Genomic DNA, 18,842 nt, shown 5'->3' with positions numbered 1-18,842 from the left:
CTGCCAGGTGTTTTTTACGGCCAATAAAAATTTCACATAAAATTTTAAAATTGTTATTAAACCCATATCTTTGCAATCCCAAAATAAGGGTGCGCTTTTTTTATTTGCAATTGTAAAACACAATCTAAAAATAATTTAAGCAACAAAATGCCAGCAATGGCCCGTTCGTCTAGGGGTTAGGACGCCAGATTTTCATTCTGGAAACAGGGGTTCGATTCCCCTACGGGCTACAAAAAACAATATCAAAAGATGCTAAAAGCCTGCAAATCAAAAGTTTGCAGGCTTTTTTGTTGGTATCAAAACACCAAAATATGCATAGAATCGCAACAAAAAGGTGCGTAATTCGGTGCGTAGATGAATGGTAAAATAGTACGCACCGAATTGCTTATAATGAATTGATTCACAAGATGTTCAGCGAGTGAACATCTTGTGAAAGGCAGATTGCAAACTTACTTTTGTTTCACTTTTAAGTCTGTTAATCATGAAAAGTAACTTCAGTCTGTTGTTTTACATCAGAAAACAAAAAAACTACAAAGGTGGCGCTATGCCCATCTACATCCGCATTACAGTTAATGGCAGACGTGCCGATTTGTCTACAGGGCGGGAACGCGAACCAGCCAAATGGAATAGTAAAGCCGGACGTGCCATCGGCACCAGGCAAGAAACCAAATCCTTGAACAATTACCTGGATAGCCTGCAAAGTAAAGTCAGAGAAGCGCATCAAACATTAATTGATACACATCAACCAATTACCACAGAAAATTTAACCAACCAATTCACCGGTAAAACTCAGCAGAGCCGCTACCTCATGCAATTATTTTTAGAACACAATGCTAAGGTCAAAGCATTGATTGGTAATGGTTTTGAAGCTAACACGCTCAAAGGATACAACACATCTGAAAAGCATCTTACCTCTTATTTGAAAGAAAACTATGGAAAAAGCGATATTGAAATCAATCAATTAGATTACGCCTTTATCGCGGGCTTTGAGTTTTATTTAAAAACAACCTGTAAAATTAGTGGGGTATCGGCAGCCAAATACATCAAACACCTGAAGAAGATAGTTAACTATTGCCTTGCCAATGGCTGGTTAAAACAAAACCCTTTTATCAATTATAAGTCAACCGTTAAAGCCAAAGAACGCACTTATTTGACCCAGGAAGAACTGGATATGATAGCGAATAAAAAATTCAGTATTGAACGGTTATCCCAGGTCAGAGATATTTTTGTTTTCAGTTGCTATACCGGGCTATCGTATGCAGATGTCAAAAAGCTGAAAAGATTTGAGATCAGCAATGGCATAGATGGAGAGAGCTGGATATTTACATCTAGGCAAAAAACAGACACATCCTCGAGAATTCCATTGCTACCTGCCGCTTCGGCAATATTACACCGTTATGAAGATCATCCGGAATGCCAGGTGAAAGATATAGTGCTACCTGTGTTGAGTAACCAGAAAATGAATAGCTATTTGAAAGAGATAGCAGATCTGAGTGTAATCCATAAACATTTGACCTTTCATTTAGCCCGGCACACTTTTGCCACAACGGTAACCCTTTCAAACGGTGTACCTATTGAAAGTGTCAGTAAAATGCTCGGTCATACGAATATTAAGACTACACAGCATTACGCTAAGATCCTTGACCTTAAGGTGAGTAAGGACATGGCACAGCTTAAGCAGAAATATGCTGTCATTTGATATTTATCCGCTCTTAAGGTTGCAGATTGTGACCTTAAGATTTACCAACAACATTAAAAATTTTCACACCATAATCTTTATATTTGTATGAGAGGATTCCATCAAACTATGAGCAGCACAACCGAAATTGATTTACGTTTAAAACCGGTCTTTCAATTATCGGACGAAGAACTACAGGAAAGACTGAAGCCAACTTATGAGGCCATGAAACAAGACGCATTTAGCAAGGGTAGTTATATTACCTATTATGATGCATCAGTTTGTCCAACTAAATCCCATGCGGTGCACGAATACAGCGATCGGAAAGAATTGATGTGGATGGATAACAATTATCAGGAGCACTTCATAAAAACACTTTGATCCTATGTCCAATAACCCGCAGCTATTATTTGTCGCGGGGCCAAATGGTGCGGGAAAGTCGACTTTCTCCAAAGAATTGTCGGAACCTGGTGCCATTATTTTTGACGTAGATAAAGTTATCGCACGTATTGAGGCCCAATCTCCTCATATGCCTAAAAAGCAGGTATATCAGGAAGCGACAGAAGTTTTTTTTAAGCAGGCCACCGCCGCTATTAACGATAAACAGCATTTTACTTTAGAAACCAATTTTAGAGATGAAAATTTGGTTGACATCGTAGCTGAATTCAAGCGCTATGGCTATGCCACAAACATGATCTACCTGACTTTGGAGAGTATCAATCTATCTATTTATCGTGTAAATCAAAGAGTAAAGAATGGCGGACATGATGTAGATTACAAAAATATTGAACTGAATTATGATCTAGGGTTAGAATACCTTGAAAAATTTGCCGACCGTTTTGATAATTTGGAAATTATTGATGCCTCTGGACCGGGCTTTCAGCTACGTTCTTTGCTTCGAATTCAAGATCAAAAGCTGAAGCACGTTTCTAAAGACTTACAGGAAAGAGTTGTAAAAACTGTAAACACAATAGTTGAGAAGTTTACATCATCAACACCGAAACAAACGGTAAGGCGGTACAAAGGGCCTAAGCATTGATACTCCAAAATGCCACTACTGATCAAAAGCCGCTTAAGAGGGAGGCCTAAATTTCCAAGCCATGTGCGTATTTCGCGATAACAGAGGAAAAGATTAATTTCGTCCTTTAACCCCTAACTCCGCATAATTACCCCGTCTATTTTGAAAAATATAGTGGAACAACGCTTGATTGTTCCTTTTTTTGTTTATTTTGGGCTACCTAATTAGGTTGTCTATGTCGTTACCTTCCTGGATTCAAAAATTTAAAGAGCCAAAAACAGAGATCAGGCTTATCAAGGGTACATTTTACAAGTACGCTGTTGAGTATCGTTATAATTCTGAAAAAAAGCGGACGGATAAAATAACCCTGGAACTTCTTGGTAAAATCACCGAGAAGGAGGGCTTTGTCCCGTCGGATAAAAAACTAATAAAAGATAAAGGCAACAGCCTGCCGGTAGTAGATATCAAAACATACGGATTGTATAATCTCTTTACGTCTTTGCTTGCTGAGGATCTTCCCAGTTTACTTACACTCTTCCCAGAGCCTGTTAGTCAAACATTATTGACAGTAGCAATGATGCGTTTTGCTTATCAGCACCCAATAAAGCGTATGCCGTTTCAACATGCACATGACTACTGTTCTCTGAACTGGGTCACAAAAGGTCTTGATGACAAAGCAATTACAGCTGCATTGAAATATGTAGGAGAAAACAGAGAACTATTGCTGGGCTGGATGAAAGGCAGATTAGGGGTAAGGGAAGCTATGCAGGATAAATTTGTAATGATTGATTCTACGCACATACCATCCCTTTCAGAACATCTTTCAGTCAACGCAATGGGTTATAATCCACAGCATAGCTATGATCCACAAATACGCCTGATGTACATTTTTTCTGCACAAATGCAACAACCGGTGTATTATAGACTTATCAATGGGAATATTACTGACGTTACATCGATGAAGATATGTGTAGACGAACTAAATATCAAAGATGTGGTTTTCATTGCCGACAAGGGATTTTACAGCAAGAAAAACGTCGCTGACCTCAAAACTGCCTCCATTCATTTCATTATCCCACTATACAGAAATAATAATCTCATAGATTATGAACCGCTACAGCAAGCCAATTTTAAAAAAGGTATAAAGAATTATTTCACCTATCAGAAGAGGGTGGTCTGGTATTATGAATATGAAAAAGAAGGACTGATGCTAACTACTTACCTTGACGAGCGCCTTAGAGTAGAAGAAGAAGCTGATTTCCTTACCCGTACTCAAACACATCCTGATAAGTATAAAGAAGTTGATTTCTTTGAACGGGTTGACCGTTTTGGAACACTTACACTCACGAATCACCTGCCTGAAGCGGTGTCCGCACAAATGTTATATGAAACCTACAAACAGCGCAATGAAATAGAAGTCATGTTTGACGCCTACAAGCACTTCCTGCTTGCAGACAAAACCTACATGCAGAACCGATATGTGCTGGAAGGATGGTTAATGGCAAATTTTATAGCCATGATCGCATACTACAGGTTGTATACACGACTAAAAACAGCAAACAAACTTTCAAAATATGCACCAAAGGACATAGTAGAAATATCAAAAAGCATCTACCAAACTAAAATCCGAAACACCTGGGTAAGATCCGAAATAACAAAAAAGACAAAAGACCTCTTTAAATCTATTGACATAGACTACCTAAATTAGCGGAGTTAGGGTTTAAAAAAACAATAACTATGGAAAAATTCAATGCATTAAAGGAATTAATAGCTTCTGCTGAAAAAGAAGCAGCTGCATTTTATGACAAGGGTAACAAAGCCGCTGGAACACGTTTAAGAAATGCGATGCAGGAACTTAAAGTGGCAGCTTCTGATATTCGTAAAGAAGTAACAGAGAAAAAAAACGAAGCATAAACAAATCCTGTTTTGGGTAAAGGGCCTGGCTGAAAATGCCGGGTTTTTTATTTTTAACGGTAATAGCTTACTGGTGAATATATTGGAATAACAATTGTGGCTTTTTTTAAAAGCGCGATATGAGTCAGTATAACTTTAAGCACCAGAATTTCCTTGATTTTAGACCACATCCATTCGATATCGGCCACCCATTTGGAAAATGGCAAGGCCACGAAGACAATCATTTTGTCAATAAGTTATACAAACTTGACAAAGCCCAATACGAAGCGTACTATCTCCACCATGCGGATGATTATGTTAAAGAAGGTAAGGGTACAGCGGACCAGTTCTTTAAAATCGTGTGGGCTCTTGTTCAGGACCGGATAGATAATTTGAAAAGAAAGAATCCTTTCAGCAGCGACCACCCCAAAGACGTCATCAACATCAACAAGTTGAATGCCTTCCACGAATTTATGGCAAGAATAGATGAATGGAATGCCCGGCCTCCCAGTGTGATCAATGCTGAGATGGAAAAAACCATTGCTGCTCAAAGAGAACAAATCAAAAAGTTGGAGGATCGATTAGCATTGCTAAACGAATATGAAACTGTGCAGCAAATCAGAATAGACGAAGGACACCTGCCGACCGTGATTGACTTATTCCTAAAGTTTAAAAATTTAAAAGTAAACGGTACCCGCGACTTGGTAAAGTGCGACCATAAAAGTCCCTACTATAAAATGATCAGTAAGTACTTTACCGATGGTGGCGACCCTATCAAAATTGAAACAGTAAAGAATTATTTTACGCCCATATCTGGTACAGATACGATGAAGACCGAAGTGCCGGAAGACAAGCAGTTATTCATTATTGTTCCAAATCCTAATCTCGTAAAAAAAGACGACAAAAAAATTTAGTAGATTCCAATCTGCCGCAACACCTTCCTATTCGCCTCTCAAACATGACCATCGTGAACTGATGGGCATTGGTTTCCGCTTTTACCACCCTACTTTCGCCAACGTTAATCACAAAAAGCGGAGGGAAAAGTGCAGATAGATTTTATTACCAAAGAAGACCTCAAACAGTTCAAGGCAGAGCTGGTACAGGAACTCAAAGAAGCCTTGATCGGTAAGGTTAAACCCACAGGAAAAGAATGGTTAAAGAGCCAGGAAGTACGAGTCTTGCTCGGTATTTCGCCAGGCACATTACAGAACCTGCGCATCAACGGAACGCTACCTTTCACCAAGATCGGTGGCATGCTTTATTACCGACAGGAGGACATCACCAAGCTATTGGAGAAAGGGGTTAACGGGTGAAAAATAAACCTAGTGTCGAAGCTTTCTTAAAGCAAGTTCAACAAGCCGGGGGGCTAAATCCATACCACATTAGCCTGTATACCGCCATGCTTTCATGTTGGCAGGAACAGGGCAACACATTACCATTCAGGGTAACACGAAAACGGTTAATGGCATTATCCGGTATCCGGTCAATCGCTACTTATCACGATTGCATAAAGCTACTAATGAACCGGAGGTTTATTCTTTACGAACCGTCGTACAGCAAGCGAACGGGAAGCCAGGTAACCTTGCTTGACTTGTAAAGGGTAATTATCCATGGTCAAATAAAAACAAACGTCTGCCTAAAAAACACCCAAGCGAATGCTTAGCAACGGAACAGCTAAACAGCGGGACAACTATATCGTAGGATAAGAAGCAAGTTTGTGTTTTGCGTACCCGCAAAACTCCCCCAAGCCTTCGGCAAGGGGCAAACTTGCCTTATGCTCCCGTTGGTCTCATAAGGTGAAAATAAGAATTGAATATCGAAAAGTTCCGGTGAGGGGAAAAAACAAAACAAGATGGAAACTTTGGGAAAGGGCGAAGAAGCAGACACAGGTATCAAGCCGAAGCATAAAGGAGGAAGGCCGAAGAAAAGAATACGGCGTGACCGGGAAGTTAAGATCAGGTTGACGAATACAGAGTTATTCTTCGTGAAGTCAAAAGCTAAGGAGGCACGGATGCGGATGGCTGACTGGTTCCGCAGAGTTGCGATCACTTCTAAGATTGTTCCATTGTTGAGCCGGGAGGACCGGGAACTGTTGCACATTATTACAGGTATGGCTAACAACCTAAATCAACTAACCAAGCTGGCGCACACCGGGGGGATATTAATAGTGGCGAGACGGTGCGACGAGTTACTGATTCAGATAGACGAAGCTATCCAATATTTTAACAGGCATGATCGGGAAAATACCAAAACCGGGGAAAAGCTTTAAGGGATTATTACAGTATAACCTGATGAAAAAAGAGGCAACGATTTTGGATGCCGATGGCATCCGCATCGACAATATTGCGCACACGATTAACGACTTCAATATGCAGCGTAAAATGAATCCAAATTTGGGTCAGGCTGTCGGTCATATAGCTTTGAGTTGGAGCGAAAATGACATACCAAAATTGAATGATGAGGTGATGACAGACATCGCAAAAGAATACCTGCAAAAAATGAAAATTCAGGAAACGCAGGTACTGATTGTCCGGCACCAGGATAAGTGTCATCCACACCTTCATATCATCTATAACCGGGTTGATAACAATGGCAAAACCATACGCGATAATTTCCAGCACATCAAAAATATCAAGGTCGCCAAAGAGTTGACTTTGAAGTATGGATTCTTTATGGCTGAAAATAAAATGCAGGTCAATCGCCAGCAGTTGAAGGGCGCCGATAAAGTGAAGTACGAACTGTTCGACACGATCAAACAATTAAGTAAGCAAGTTAGAAGTTTGGATGAGTTAAAGCAAATACTTTCGACCAGAGGCGTTGAAATGATTTACAAATTCAAGAGTGGTACAAAAGAAGTGCAAGGTATCAGTTTCAGCAAGGGCGAATATAAGTTCAAAGGTTCGGAAATAGACCGCAGTTTGAGTTTCGGCAGATTAACCCAGGCCATTGAGCAGAATAAATGGCAAAATGAATCAGAGCAAGCAAAGCAACAGCAGCCAACACACGAGCCTAAACAAATACAAATTCCGATTTACACTCAACCACTTAACACCGGATGCAAGTCCTTACTTGAAGTTTTACTGGAACCGGATTATGTAGATCCGATGCCAAACATCTACGATACTGACGAAAGAAAAAGGAAGAGAAAAAAGAAACCGCATGAGAGCCATAAAATCAGCAGGTAACAGTAGCAAATTAAACAATGGAAAATTCAGATAGAAACATAAACGACGAAATCCTTGACCGTATCGTGATCCAGGTTGAAGGATTAAGTAAACAGTTAGCCAATCTATCTGATTATACTAAGCAATTTGAAACCCTATCTAAAAATTTTGATCGATTTCTACAGCAATATCAAAATGATCATCACGAACTAAAAAACAACATCAGTCAATTTAAAAGTGGTAACAACCATGATAAACAAATTCAGACCGCTTTGGTAGAAACGAAAAGCATACTAGAGGATATAAGAAAAATGCTGCCGCTTAAGCTTATCAATACCTTTGACCACAAAACCAAAGGCTTTATCATTTCCGGGATCATTTTGTTAATAGTGGTAGCACTATCTACAGGTTTGAGCTGTCATTTATGGAAAGAAAATAACAAACTTGAGGCTGTAGATATCAAGTACCGTTTGGCAAAACATGTGGGTACCACGATTACCAATTGGGTTGATAGTATTTATTTACACAATCCGGAGGAAGCAAAAAGAATATTGGCGAAAATGGAAGCGAATTGGTTAACCAAGGATGAGCACCCAAAAACAAAGTTAAATCACGGTAATAACCAACGTAAGAAAAGAAATATTTAGTTATAAGGATGCGTTGCTGCGTTCAGTATATTCAAATCTCGTTGAGGAAAAAATAGTATTTATCTCAACAATGTGGAAGGGAAATTCTCTAGTACCTTACAAAGAATTAAGGAATTTTTCGTGTCATTCGTCGGTATTTACATATTATAGAATTATTATTCATCACAATTCTTCGTCTACAGTACTACCTCGCAGGAGCGATATCAACTTTAATTTATCCGGACGAGACCTTGTTTTTTCTAAATTCGCTGGGTGTGCAGTTGTATTTGGCTTTAAATACAGTTGCGAAGTAATTCGGATTTGAAAAACCAACCATATAGGTTATTTCGGCAATAGTATAGCCCTCATTGCCGAGTAAATACTTAGCTTTTTTAAGCCTTCGGTTTAAAATATAATCAGTTATGCTGCAGCCTAAAAGGGCTTTTACCTTTCGGTAAAGCTGTACCCGCGAAATGCCGATAACTTTACAAATATCATCCACATTAAATTTTTCGTTCGAAAGGTTTTGCTCCACTATACCAGAAAAATCACTCAAAAACTTTTTATCCAGGTTATTGGGTGTTTGTGATTTTTCGGAACTGCTGATGTCACTCGTAAAATGTTCTTTTAAAATTACCCGGTTGCGTATCAGGTTCTGTATGTTGGCTAATAAGTAATCGAAATTAAAAGGCTTAGTGATATAAAGATCGGCCATGGATTGTATACCCTCAATTTGCTGCTCAACACTTACCTGGGCCGTGAGCAAAATGATAGGAATATGAGAAGTTCGCAAATCGGATTTTAATTTTTCGGCCAAAACCTTACCCGAAAACCCGGGCATAACTACATCGGCAATAATCAGGTCCGGAACTTTTTCATAAGCTTCCGTTAAAGCGTTGTTACCGTTATTGGCTACAAAAATCTCATAATATTTAGCAAGTTGTTCGCTCAGGTAAAGCAACAGTTCAGGGTTATCCTCTACGATAAGTATAGAATATTCTTTTGGTTGACTAAATACATCCGCTGAATTAGTTTGGTCCGATTTGATGACCTCGACCTGGTAAACTTTTGATTTGGCAACTATGTCCGATTGGTTTAATAACTGTTCGATTTTTTGCTCTTTTTGTAGGTGCGCGTCCCCTAACGGTAGCGAAACAGTGAAGGTGGTGCCTTTCCATTTTTGGCTCTCTACAGCAATAGCGCCACCGTGGAGCTGGACAATCTCTTTAGATAACGAAAGCCCGATTCCCGATCCTTTGCCATCATGGTGGTCAACCTGGTAAAATTGGTCAAATATCCTTAAAGCTTCATCAGGTGCCAATCCAATGCCGTTATCGCTTATGGCTATTTGCACTTTCCCATCATTTTGTTGGATTTTGATTTGAATATGGCCTTTCTCGCGGCTAAACTTAATGGCGTTGGATATCAGGTTAAAAAAAACTTTGTCCAGCATATTGACATCAAACCAAATCTTAATTTCCTTATCACGTGGTATAAATTGAATATCTACATTTAGCTTTTGGGCATATTGTCTAAAACTGTCAACAATATCCTTCAAAAATACCACCAGGTTATTTTCTGATGCTTGTAACTGCTGTTTATCGTATTCAATTTTACGATAATCTATCAGTTGGTTAACCAGGTGTAGCAGCCTGTACGTGTTTTGATGGATCAGTTGCAACTGTCTTCCCGCTAAGGCTTGTAGCTTGTCGTTCTTGATCAAGTCCTCAATAGGTGAGATGATCAATGTGAGCGGCGTACGAAACTCGTGCGATATATTGGTGAAGAAATTGAGCTTAGCTTCAGTTGCCGCCTCCGCTTTTATGGATAACTCTATGAGTTGGTTTCGTTGTGAAAGTATTTCGGTATTCTTAGCTTCAAGGCTTTTATTAACCTTGCGGTTTTCTACCAGAAAGTAAAAAGCCAGTCCCCCGAAAATAACAGCTAAAACCAAGGTGATAACAATGATGTTTAAAATCACCTGCTGGCTGTTATAAACTGCTTCTTGCTCTTCGAGTAAGCTTTTTTGTTTTTCAATATCCTTTTGCTGGCTGTTTATCTTGTTCCATTGCACCTTCATCAATTGCACATTGGTAGAGTCAATTACGAGCGATTGTAGGATGTTATCCCTTGAAAAGGCTTCTTTATTAAGGATATGAAAGGCTGTCACGATAGCTTCCTTACCGCCGGTTGGATAAAGTAAACTGGCATCCAAAACTTTGTCCGAAACCAATTCAAGACCGCCGCCTGTTCCCGGTAAGGCATCAATGCCAATCACCTTAATATTCCGCGGCAGTTTCAGGCTGTTCAATACCTCGCGCGCGCCCGCCGCCATAACATCATTGTGTGCAAAAACAGCACCAGTACCAGGCAATTTGTTTTTAATGTTTAGCAATTGTTCTTTTGCGTTTTTCTTCAGCCAGTCCCCATATATTTTATCGCGGATGTTAATATTGCTAAATTTTTTAATACCATCAATAAACCCTCGGTCGCGCTCAATTGCCGGCGACGATCCGGGTAGCCCCATAATTTCAATCAGGTTAACCTGCCCTTTCAAAATCGTGCCCGCGTATTCTCCGGCCATTTTGCCTAACTGATAATTATCGGCGCCTACGTAAGCGGTATATAGCGATGATGCCGTTTTACGGTCGATAACTATTACAGGGATACCTTTATTATAGGTTTGTTCCACAATTTCGGTAAGGGGCTGGGCTTCATTTGGGGAGATGATGAGCAGGTCGATACCATGTTCAAGCATGTTTTTTACCTGTATAATCTGTTTTTTGCTGTTGCCTTCCGCATCGGCATATACAAAATCGGCACCGGGATGGAGGGAAAGCTCCATTTTCATTTCGTCGAGCATGGTTTTCCTCCACAGATCAGAACCAACACACTGAGAAAAGCCGATTACATACTGTGTTTTTTTGTTTACAGGCCTGCAAGCGGATATTGCGATGATCAGGCATATCCAAAATCCAAACTGTCGCGTAAAGAAAGATACCTGATTATACATTTATAGTTGCGTTAAACATTAAAAAGCCCGGCCATGTGAGCCGCATTATAACTGGTTAGCAAACAATTGCCGCCCTAAAATTAAATATAAAGTACCCGGATAACAAATTGCCTTACTAACAACACGCCCCGTGTATAAGCCCTGATGTAACATAAGCAAACATTGATGTAACATAGGCAGAGATTAATTTAAATTTGAGGTACCTGTGTCTAAATAAGTAATTGATATACAGTAAGTTATTTAAAGTTAAAATTTTAGAGATTTTTGTTATAAAATCAATCACTTCTGTGGGTTTGTTCGGCCTACTTTCGAACTGTTAACCAATAACACCCATATATTATGAGAAATAATTCCGTCCTGGCATGGTCCATGGTCGTAGCCCTTGGCGGCTTTTTATTTGGCTTTGATACGGCAGTAATATCCGGCGCCGAAAAATCCATCCAGCAATTTTGGCACCTTTCGGTATTGGAGCATGGTTTAACCATTTCTATTGCGCTTATCGGTACTGTTATCGGTTCGCTGCTGGGTTCTAAGCCTTCAGATAGATTTGGGCGGAAAAATACTTTATACTTTGTAGCGGCTGCTTATCTGCTTTCGTCACTTGGTACGGCCCTTGCCGACAACTGGTATATCTTCTTAGCTTTCCGTTTTTTGGGCGGTTTAGGCGTCGGTGCTTCGTCGGTAACGGCACCTATTTATATATCCGAGGTTTCACCTGCCGACCGCCGTGGCCGCTTGGTGGGCTTGTTCCAGTTTAATGTAGTACTGGGTATCCTGGTGTCTTATTTATCTAACTATCTCATTAGTCAAGGCGGCGAAGCTTCATGGCGCTGGATGCTGGGTGTACAAGCTTTTCCGGCTCTTATTTTCCTGGTATTGATCCGTTTTATTCCGGAAAGTCCTCGCTGGCTGATCCTCAAAAAAGGGGATATGGATAAGGCGCTGCGTATTTTAAGAGTGATCAACCCGTTAAACTGCGAAGATGAACTGATCGCTATCCAAAATTCAAAATTGGAGAGCGACCAGTCTGCAAATAGCAACAATTTATTTTCAGGGCAATTTAAAACCCCGGTTATGCTGGCTGTTCTGTTCGCGTTTTTTAACCAGGTATCAGGTATTAACGCTATTATTTACTATGCGCCTCGTATCTTCGAAATGGCCGGCCTCGGTGCTCACTCTTCCTTATTATCTACCGTAGGTATCGGAATTATCAATTTCATTTTCACGCTATTGGCAATCAATATCATCGATAAAGTTGGAAGGAAGCTACTGATGGTGATTGGCTCATTTGGCCTTATCGCAGCACTATTTATGGTGAGCTTTACCTTTTATCAAGGCAACTTTAATGGTTTTGCCATCCCTATTTATATGATGATTTTCATCGCCTTTTTTGCTTTCTCGCAGGGGGCAGTTATTTGGGTGTTTATTTCAGAGATATTTCCTAATCAGGTACGGGCAAAAGGCCAAACGCTGGGTAGTTCCACGCATTGGATCATGGCAGCTATAATCGCTTTCAGCTTTCCTTATTTCGCAGAAAAGCTTGGGGGTACCATTACCTTTTCTTTCTTCGGCACCATGATGGTTTTGCAGTTAATATTTGTTTGGAGGTTGATGCCGGAAACCAAAGGAAAATCTTTGGAGCAAATAGAAGATAATATTGTATTGATGCACTAAAAAACAGATAATGATATCAGAAAATCACAGTTCACCCGCTATTTGCTATGGCGAAATACTATGGGACATGTTACCCGATGGCCCGCAGCCTGGCGGGGCACCACTAAATGTAGCCTATCATTTAAATAAACTTGGTGTAGACACCAGCATAGTTAGCCGTATAGGTAATGACGCCAACGGCGATAAACTTGAAGCCTTGCTTGATAATTGGCAAATTAAAAAGCATATGCTGCAGCGGGATGTTACATACCCCACCAGTGAGGTAATTGCCCGGATGAATAATGGGAACGAAGTATCGTATGAGATAGTGTTCCCGGTTGCCTGGGACTTTATAAACAATGTTGATGAAATAAAAAACCAGATTAAGCCCTCTACTTATTTAATTTATGGAAGCTTGTCGTCTCGTCATAACACGTCAAGGGAAACCCTATTGAAAATATTGGAATGCAACGCTATTAAGGTATTTGATATCAATTTACGTCCGCCATTTGTTAATCGCGATCTTTTGGAAACCCTTTTACATAAGGCTGATATCGTAAAATTTAATCAGGCAGAGTTAGAGATGGCACAATCCCTTTTCAGGGGGGCACTCGGTAATGAAGCGTCGCAGGTTAAATTTATACAACATTACTTTAACGTTCAGGAGGTCATCGTCACCAAGGGCGAATTTGGTGCATCCTATTATAAAAACCATGAAGTTTATAACGCATGGGGTAGCGAGGTTAAGGTAAAGGATACTATTGGGAGCGGCGATGCTTTCCTGGCCGCTTTTATAGCCAACCATTATTTAAACAACGAACCAAAAACAACCATAAAAAATGCGGTGGCTATGGGGGCCTTTATCGCTACCAAGAAAGGAGGTTGTCCGGAGTACCGATTATCTGAATATGTAAACTTTAAGAGCAAGACTTTTTAGACCAATTATAAACCATTATGAGAAAACTATTACTAACAATCTCTTTGATGCTTTCAGTAGCATTATGGAGCTACGGTCAGTCCAGAACGGTTACGGGTACCGTTACTGACGATAAAAATGAATTATTACCCGGTGCAACTATTATGGTTAAAGGTACAAGTACTGTAACCTCAACCAACATTAAAGGTGCGTATAGCATTAACGTTTCCGATGAAAATGCCATTTTGGTTGTTTCATTTGTCGGGTTCGACAATTTAGAAGTTAAAGTTGGAAAGCAAAGTGTCCATAACATTCAACTACTTCAGCAAAGTAAAACGCTGAGTGATGTGGTAGTTACAGGCTACCAAACACAAAAGAAAGCCGATTTAACAGGTGCTGTATCTGTGGTCGACGTAAAAGAGTTGAAAAAAATGCCTAACAACAACCCAATACAGGCACTGCAGGGAAGAGTACCGGGTATGCTTATTTACACAGATGGATCGCCAAGTGGCAGCAATGTCAATATACTTATCCGCGGTATCAGTTCTATCAATGGCACAAACCCGCTGTATGTGATAGACGGTGTGGCTACAACAGCAGGTATGCACGAGTTAAACCCTAATGATATCGAAAGCATTCAGGTTTTAAAAGATGCATCATCAGCCTCTATTTACGGTTCGCGGGCGGCCAGTGGCGTAATTATTATTACGACTAAAAAAGCTAAAAAAGGCGAATTACAGGTTAATGCTAACGCACGCCGGAGTTACTCTTTCTATGAAAGTAAACTTAATGTATTAGATGCCGAAGGATATGGAAAAGCTGCATGGCAAGCCAGCGCGAACGACGCTATTGCTTATGGAGGCAGTCCGTTAAGTAGTTATCTGATTTATCAGTTTGACTGGAAGCAGAATGCAAATGGAACGTACAGCCTCAATAAGATCAATATTCCCGAATACATTGACCCTGCAAAGACGATGAAAACGGCTAATACCGATTGGTTTAAGGAAATTTCGCAAACAGGTATCTCGCAAAACTACGATTTGTCTGTGGCGCATGGTACTGATAAAGGAAGTAGTGTTTTTTCGATGGACTATACCGATAACCAGGGCATAGTTAAAACTACCGATTTTAAGCGTATATCAGCCAGAATGAATACCGATTACAAGCTAATTAACGATAAGCTACTGATTGGCGAGAATTTTACGGCCAGCACCACACAAGAGGTGCAGGGCAACACGCTGAATGCTGCGTTACAGGCATTACCCGTTATACCGGTACATACTGTTGACGGGATAGGTTGGGGCGGACCATATGGCGGTATGAACGACCGACAAAACCCGGTAAGGCTGCTGGAAGATAACAAGCAGAACCACTATAATTATTTACGCTTGTTTGGTAACGCTTTTGCCGATCTGGAAGTTATTAACGGTTTGCACCTGAGATCAAGCTTAGGTATTGATTATGGAAACTACACTATGCGTAATATGCAATTAGCGTATGTTTCGGGTTATCTCAATAATCCGATTAATCAGGTAACTATGACGAATTCGAACACAACAAAGTTAACGTGGACCAATACGCTGGATTACAAAAGGATAATTGGCAAACACAGTATTGATGTGTTAGGCGGTTTTGAGGCTTACAAAGAAAACAATCTTGATTTTTCGGCAAGCCGGCAGGGCTTTGCCAGCGAAGACCCTAATTACATGTATCTTAATGCAGGTACAGGGCTAAAAGATAATGGCGGCGGGGCTTCAGAATATCGTTTGCTGTCTTACTTCGGTAAAGTAAATTACGTTTACAACGAAAAATATCTGGCATCAGCAACGGTAAGGTATGACGGATCATCAAGATTCGGTACCAATAACCAATTCGGTTTGTTCCCTGCCTTTAGCGTAGGCTGGCGTATCAATAACGAAGACTTTATCAAAAATAATGTTCGTTTTATTTCTGACCTGAAATTGCGTTATGGTTACGGTAAAAACGGTAATCAGGATAATATCCCGGCTACAGCAAGCAAAACTTTATATGCAACAAATTATAACGGTACCTCCTACAATTTTTCGGGAAGCGGCTCGGGTAATTTGCCATCGGGCTACCAAATCATTCAGCGTAGCAACGATGATGTGAAGTGGGAAACAACTACCCAATCTAATTTGGGTTTGGACTTTGGCTTCCTGGAGCAAAAGGTATTTGGTTCTGTTGATGTATTTGTAAAGAAAACGTCGGATATGCTTATCACACCAGCTTACATAGCTGTAATTGGTGAGGGCGGTAACCGCACGGTGAACGGTGCCAGTTTAGAAAATAGAGGTTTTGAGTTTCTAATAGGCTACAGGGGAAGGATAGCTTCCAAAGTTGACTTCGAGGTAACCGGAAATATTGCAACTTATCGCAACAAATTTACTTCGTTACCTGCCGAGGTTGTTAATAGTTACGGTGGAAACGGAACCGGTGATAACATTCTTGGTCATGCAGTGGGTTCGGGTTATGGCTACGTTGCCGATGGCTTGTTTACCACAACCGATCAGGTACTTACTTCGGCCGATCAGTTGGGTAAAGGCCTTGGCCGTATCCGTTACAAGGATTTGAATGGCGACGGCGTGATAAACGAAAAAGACCAGGCCTGGATATTTAACCCTACTCCCGATTATACCTATGGTGTTAATTTCAATTTTTCGTACAAAGGTTTCGATCTGACGATGTTTTTCCAAGGAGTTGGCAACCAGCAAATTAATGTACAGGACATCAAATCGGCTACTGATTTTTGGAGTGTGAGCGAAACCGGTTCCAACAAAGGAACGCGCCTTTTAAATGCCTGGTCGGTTTCAAACCCCAATTCAACTATTCCGGCACTAACGCTTACCGACCGCAATAACGAAAGCAGGTTTTCTACCTATTATATTGAAAACGGGAGGTATTTAAAACTACGAAATTTACAGATAGGTTACAGTCTGCCTAAAAATCTGTTAAGTAAAATTAAAGCCAGCAACTTTAATGTTTATGTAAGTGGGCAAAACCTGTTTACTATAAAATCAAAAAGTTTCAGCGGAGTCGATCCCGAAATACCATCATACGGTTATCCTATTCCTACTATGATTACGACCGGGATAAAAGTAGCCTTTTAGTTTTAAACAAGTCTATTAAAATATTATCATGAAAAAGATAAATAACATCTTAAAATGGACATTTTCAATGATCTTCATTACGGCACTGGTATCGTGCAAAAAAGATTTTTTGAATGTTTCGCCCAAAGCGGTGCTCAGCGCCGACCAAGTAAGCTCGGGTACCGAACAATTTGTAACCGCAGCTTATGCATCGTTAGAAAATGATGGTTACACTACCCCGGTAAGCCTTTGGCCATACGGTAATGTACGATCGGGTGACGCCTACAAAGGCGGTAGGGACGAAAGTGACATCCAGGAATTTTACTTTGTGGAAATCTTCTCAAGTGTTAGAAGTGACCTCGGGCCGTTTGACGGAATATGGTTTCAATATTATGTAGCCATTTCGAGGGTCAACGCTGCTATTACCAGCCTTAATGCACTTCCGGATAGCGATCCTCTAAAGAAAACGAGACTTGGCGAAATGCACTTTTTGCGCGGTTTCTGGTATTTTCAGCTGAAGATACTGTTCAAGTTTATTCCTTATATTGATGAAACCGTTAATACCAACGATTATGCTAACATATCAAACCGGCAATTAACCAATGATCAGTTGTGGGACAAGATTGCTGCAGATTTTCAAAATGGAGTTGATAACCTTCCTTCCTCACAAACAGATGTTGGTAGGGCTAATAAATACGCCGCTCTTGCTTACCTGGCTAAAACAAGATTATACCAAGCTTATACTCAAGACGATCAGAACAACGTAACCGGTATAAACACCGATAAATTAAACCAGGTTGTGTCGCTTACTACACAAGTATTAAGTTCTAATTACGGTTTGGAATCCGATTTCGCCAACAATTTTTCACTTGCTACAGAAAACGGAACAGAGTCTATTTTCGCTATTCAATACTCACGCAATGATGGAACACCTTTTGGCCGTTTGGATTTTGGCGATGAGCTATCTACCCCACAGGGCGTAGGATGTTGCGATTTCCATAAACCAAGTCAAAATTTAGCCAATGCTTATAAAACCGGCACAGATGGTTTGCCGATGACAAGTACCTACAACAACAGCGATCTGGATCTTTCGGTTAACACGGTAGACCCCCGTTTGGACCATACCATAGCGATACCAAACCATAATTATAAATATGATCCTAATACCTTGTATTTGGCCAGTTGGAACCGAACCCCTACTATTTATGGTTATTTCGCATCGTTGAAAGAGAATGTGCAAAAAAACCAATATATCCAGAACGGTCCTTTTTATGCAAGCGATAAAAATAAGATACTTATTCGTTACGCCGATGTGATGCTTTGGAAAGCAGAAGCATTAATAGAGTTGGGCAGGCAGGATGAAGCACTACCTTTAATTAACCAAATACGTACCAGGGCAAAAAATAGCACCGGGCAGCTAAAACTTGCTAATGGTAACTTTGAATCTAATTATAACATAAATACTTACAAACCAGGCATTAATTGCACCTGGACCCAAGTTTACGCCCGTGAGGCACTGAGAATGGAGCGCCGGCTTGAATTTGCCATGGAAGGCTATAGGTTTTTTGACCTTGTTCGCTGGGGCATAGCCGATACTTATTTGAATACTTATTTCACTACCGAAAAAACCAAAAGGGCTTATTTGAAAGACGGACTTTTCAAAAAGAACCGCGACGAGTATTTACCGATACCGCTTAACCAGATCACCTTTAGCCATGGGCTTTACAAGCAAAATAACGGGTATGTACAATAGTAATTAAAACCAAAATGTAAG

The 18,842-nt window shown here is 40.4% G+C and carries 16 protein-coding genes and 1 tRNA gene; 16 read left to right on the top strand and 1 reads right to left on the bottom strand.

The features are described from left to right. Positions 1-158 precede the first annotated feature (158 nt). The 12 genes from BDD43_RS01225 to BDD43_RS01175 all read left to right on the top strand — a co-directional run bounded on the left by BDD43_RS01225 (position 159) and on the right by BDD43_RS01175 (position 8,400). A tRNA-Glu gene (locus BDD43_RS01225) sits at positions 159-230 on the top strand. Between the two features lie 251 nt (positions 231-481). Next, positions 482-1,699 carry a site-specific integrase gene (locus BDD43_RS01220; RefSeq protein ID WP_121195842.1) on the top strand — a complete coding sequence of 406 codons (1,218 nt, stop codon included), beginning with the start codon at positions 482-484 and terminating at the stop codon, positions 1,697-1,699. Positions 1,700-1,807: 108 nt separating this feature from the next. Continuing rightward, complete coding sequence (locus tag BDD43_RS01215) at positions 1,808-2,059, top strand: hypothetical protein (RefSeq protein ID WP_121195840.1); 252 nt, start codon at positions 1,808-1,810, stop codon at positions 2,057-2,059. A 4-nt stretch (positions 2,060-2,063) separates the two neighbouring features. Then, a complete protein-coding gene (locus tag BDD43_RS01210) occupies positions 2,064-2,717 on the top strand; it encodes a zeta toxin family protein (protein WP_121195839.1) in 654 nt (217 codons plus the stop codon). Positions 2,718-2,931: 214 nt separating this feature from the next. Then, positions 2,932-4,404 carry a transposase gene (locus BDD43_RS01205; protein WP_121195838.1) on the top strand — a complete coding sequence of 491 codons (1,473 nt, stop codon included), beginning with the start codon at positions 2,932-2,934 and terminating at the stop codon, positions 4,402-4,404. 29 nt (positions 4,405-4,433) lie between these two features. Beyond that, the gene (locus BDD43_RS01200; protein ID WP_121195836.1) at positions 4,434-4,610 is read left to right on the top strand and encodes a histone H1; all 177 of its coding nucleotides are present in this window, start codon (positions 4,434-4,436) and stop codon (positions 4,608-4,610) included. A 119-nt stretch (positions 4,611-4,729) separates the two neighbouring features. Then, the gene (locus BDD43_RS01195; protein ID WP_121195834.1) at positions 4,730-5,503 is read left to right on the top strand and encodes a hypothetical protein; all 774 of its coding nucleotides are present in this window, start codon (positions 4,730-4,732) and stop codon (positions 5,501-5,503) included. 129 nt (positions 5,504-5,632) lie between these two features. Beyond that, positions 5,633-5,902 (top strand): helix-turn-helix domain-containing protein, encoded by a 270-nt coding sequence (locus BDD43_RS01190; protein ID WP_121195832.1) that lies wholly within the window; start codon positions 5,633-5,635, stop codon positions 5,900-5,902. After that, entirely contained in the window at positions 5,899-6,186 is a 288-nt protein-coding gene (locus BDD43_RS29650; RefSeq protein WP_147425540.1) for a hypothetical protein, read from the top strand. The genes BDD43_RS01190 and BDD43_RS29650 overlap by 4 nt, the downstream gene beginning before the upstream one ends. Positions 6,187-6,441: 255 nt before the next feature. Then, positions 6,442-6,858, top strand: coding sequence for a plasmid mobilization protein (locus BDD43_RS01185; protein ID WP_121195831.1), 417 nt, complete (start codon positions 6,442-6,444; stop codon positions 6,856-6,858). A gap of 22 nt (positions 6,859-6,880) precedes the next feature. After that, the gene (locus BDD43_RS01180; protein WP_246001398.1) at positions 6,881-7,774 is read left to right on the top strand and encodes a relaxase/mobilization nuclease domain-containing protein; all 894 of its coding nucleotides are present in this window, start codon (positions 6,881-6,883) and stop codon (positions 7,772-7,774) included. Between the two features lie 17 nt (positions 7,775-7,791). Next, positions 7,792-8,400, top strand: a complete 609-nt coding sequence (locus tag BDD43_RS01175; protein WP_121195827.1) for a hypothetical protein — start codon at positions 7,792-7,794, stop codon at positions 8,398-8,400. 214 nt (positions 8,401-8,614) lie between these two features. Here BDD43_RS01175 and BDD43_RS01170 read toward each other — a convergent pair whose 3' ends face one another. Then, positions 8,615-11,392: a hybrid sensor histidine kinase/response regulator transcription factor gene (locus tag BDD43_RS01170; RefSeq protein WP_121195826.1), complete on the bottom strand. Its 2,778-nt coding sequence runs from the start codon at positions 11,390-11,392 to the stop codon at positions 8,615-8,617. Between the two features lie 339 nt (positions 11,393-11,731). Between BDD43_RS01170 and BDD43_RS01165 the strand changes: the two genes are divergently transcribed. Genes BDD43_RS01165 through BDD43_RS01150 form a run of 4 tightly spaced genes read left to right on the top strand, consistent with a single transcriptional unit; the run spans position 11,732 to position 18,821 of the window. Continuing rightward, complete coding sequence (locus BDD43_RS01165) at positions 11,732-13,066, top strand: sugar porter family MFS transporter (protein ID WP_121195824.1); 1,335 nt, start codon at positions 11,732-11,734, stop codon at positions 13,064-13,066. Positions 13,067-13,076: 10 nt separating this feature from the next. Then, entirely contained in the window at positions 13,077-13,982 is a 906-nt protein-coding gene (locus tag BDD43_RS01160; RefSeq protein ID WP_121195822.1) for a PfkB family carbohydrate kinase, read from the top strand. 17 nt (positions 13,983-13,999) lie between these two features. Continuing rightward, a complete protein-coding gene (locus tag BDD43_RS01155) occupies positions 14,000-17,089 on the top strand; it encodes a SusC/RagA family TonB-linked outer membrane protein (RefSeq protein WP_121195821.1) in 3,090 nt (1,029 codons plus the stop codon). Positions 17,090-17,117: 28 nt separating this feature from the next. Beyond that, the gene (locus BDD43_RS01150; RefSeq protein WP_121195819.1) at positions 17,118-18,821 is read left to right on the top strand and encodes a RagB/SusD family nutrient uptake outer membrane protein; all 1,704 of its coding nucleotides are present in this window, start codon (positions 17,118-17,120) and stop codon (positions 18,819-18,821) included. Positions 18,822-18,842: the final 21 nt, after the last annotated feature.

Origin of the sequence: Mucilaginibacter gracilis, assembly GCF_003633615.1 — a bacterium.
Lineage (GTDB): Bacteria > Bacteroidota > Bacteroidia > Sphingobacteriales > Sphingobacteriaceae > Mucilaginibacter > Mucilaginibacter gracilis.
This window is presented reverse-complemented; position numbering and strand designations above follow the sequence as displayed.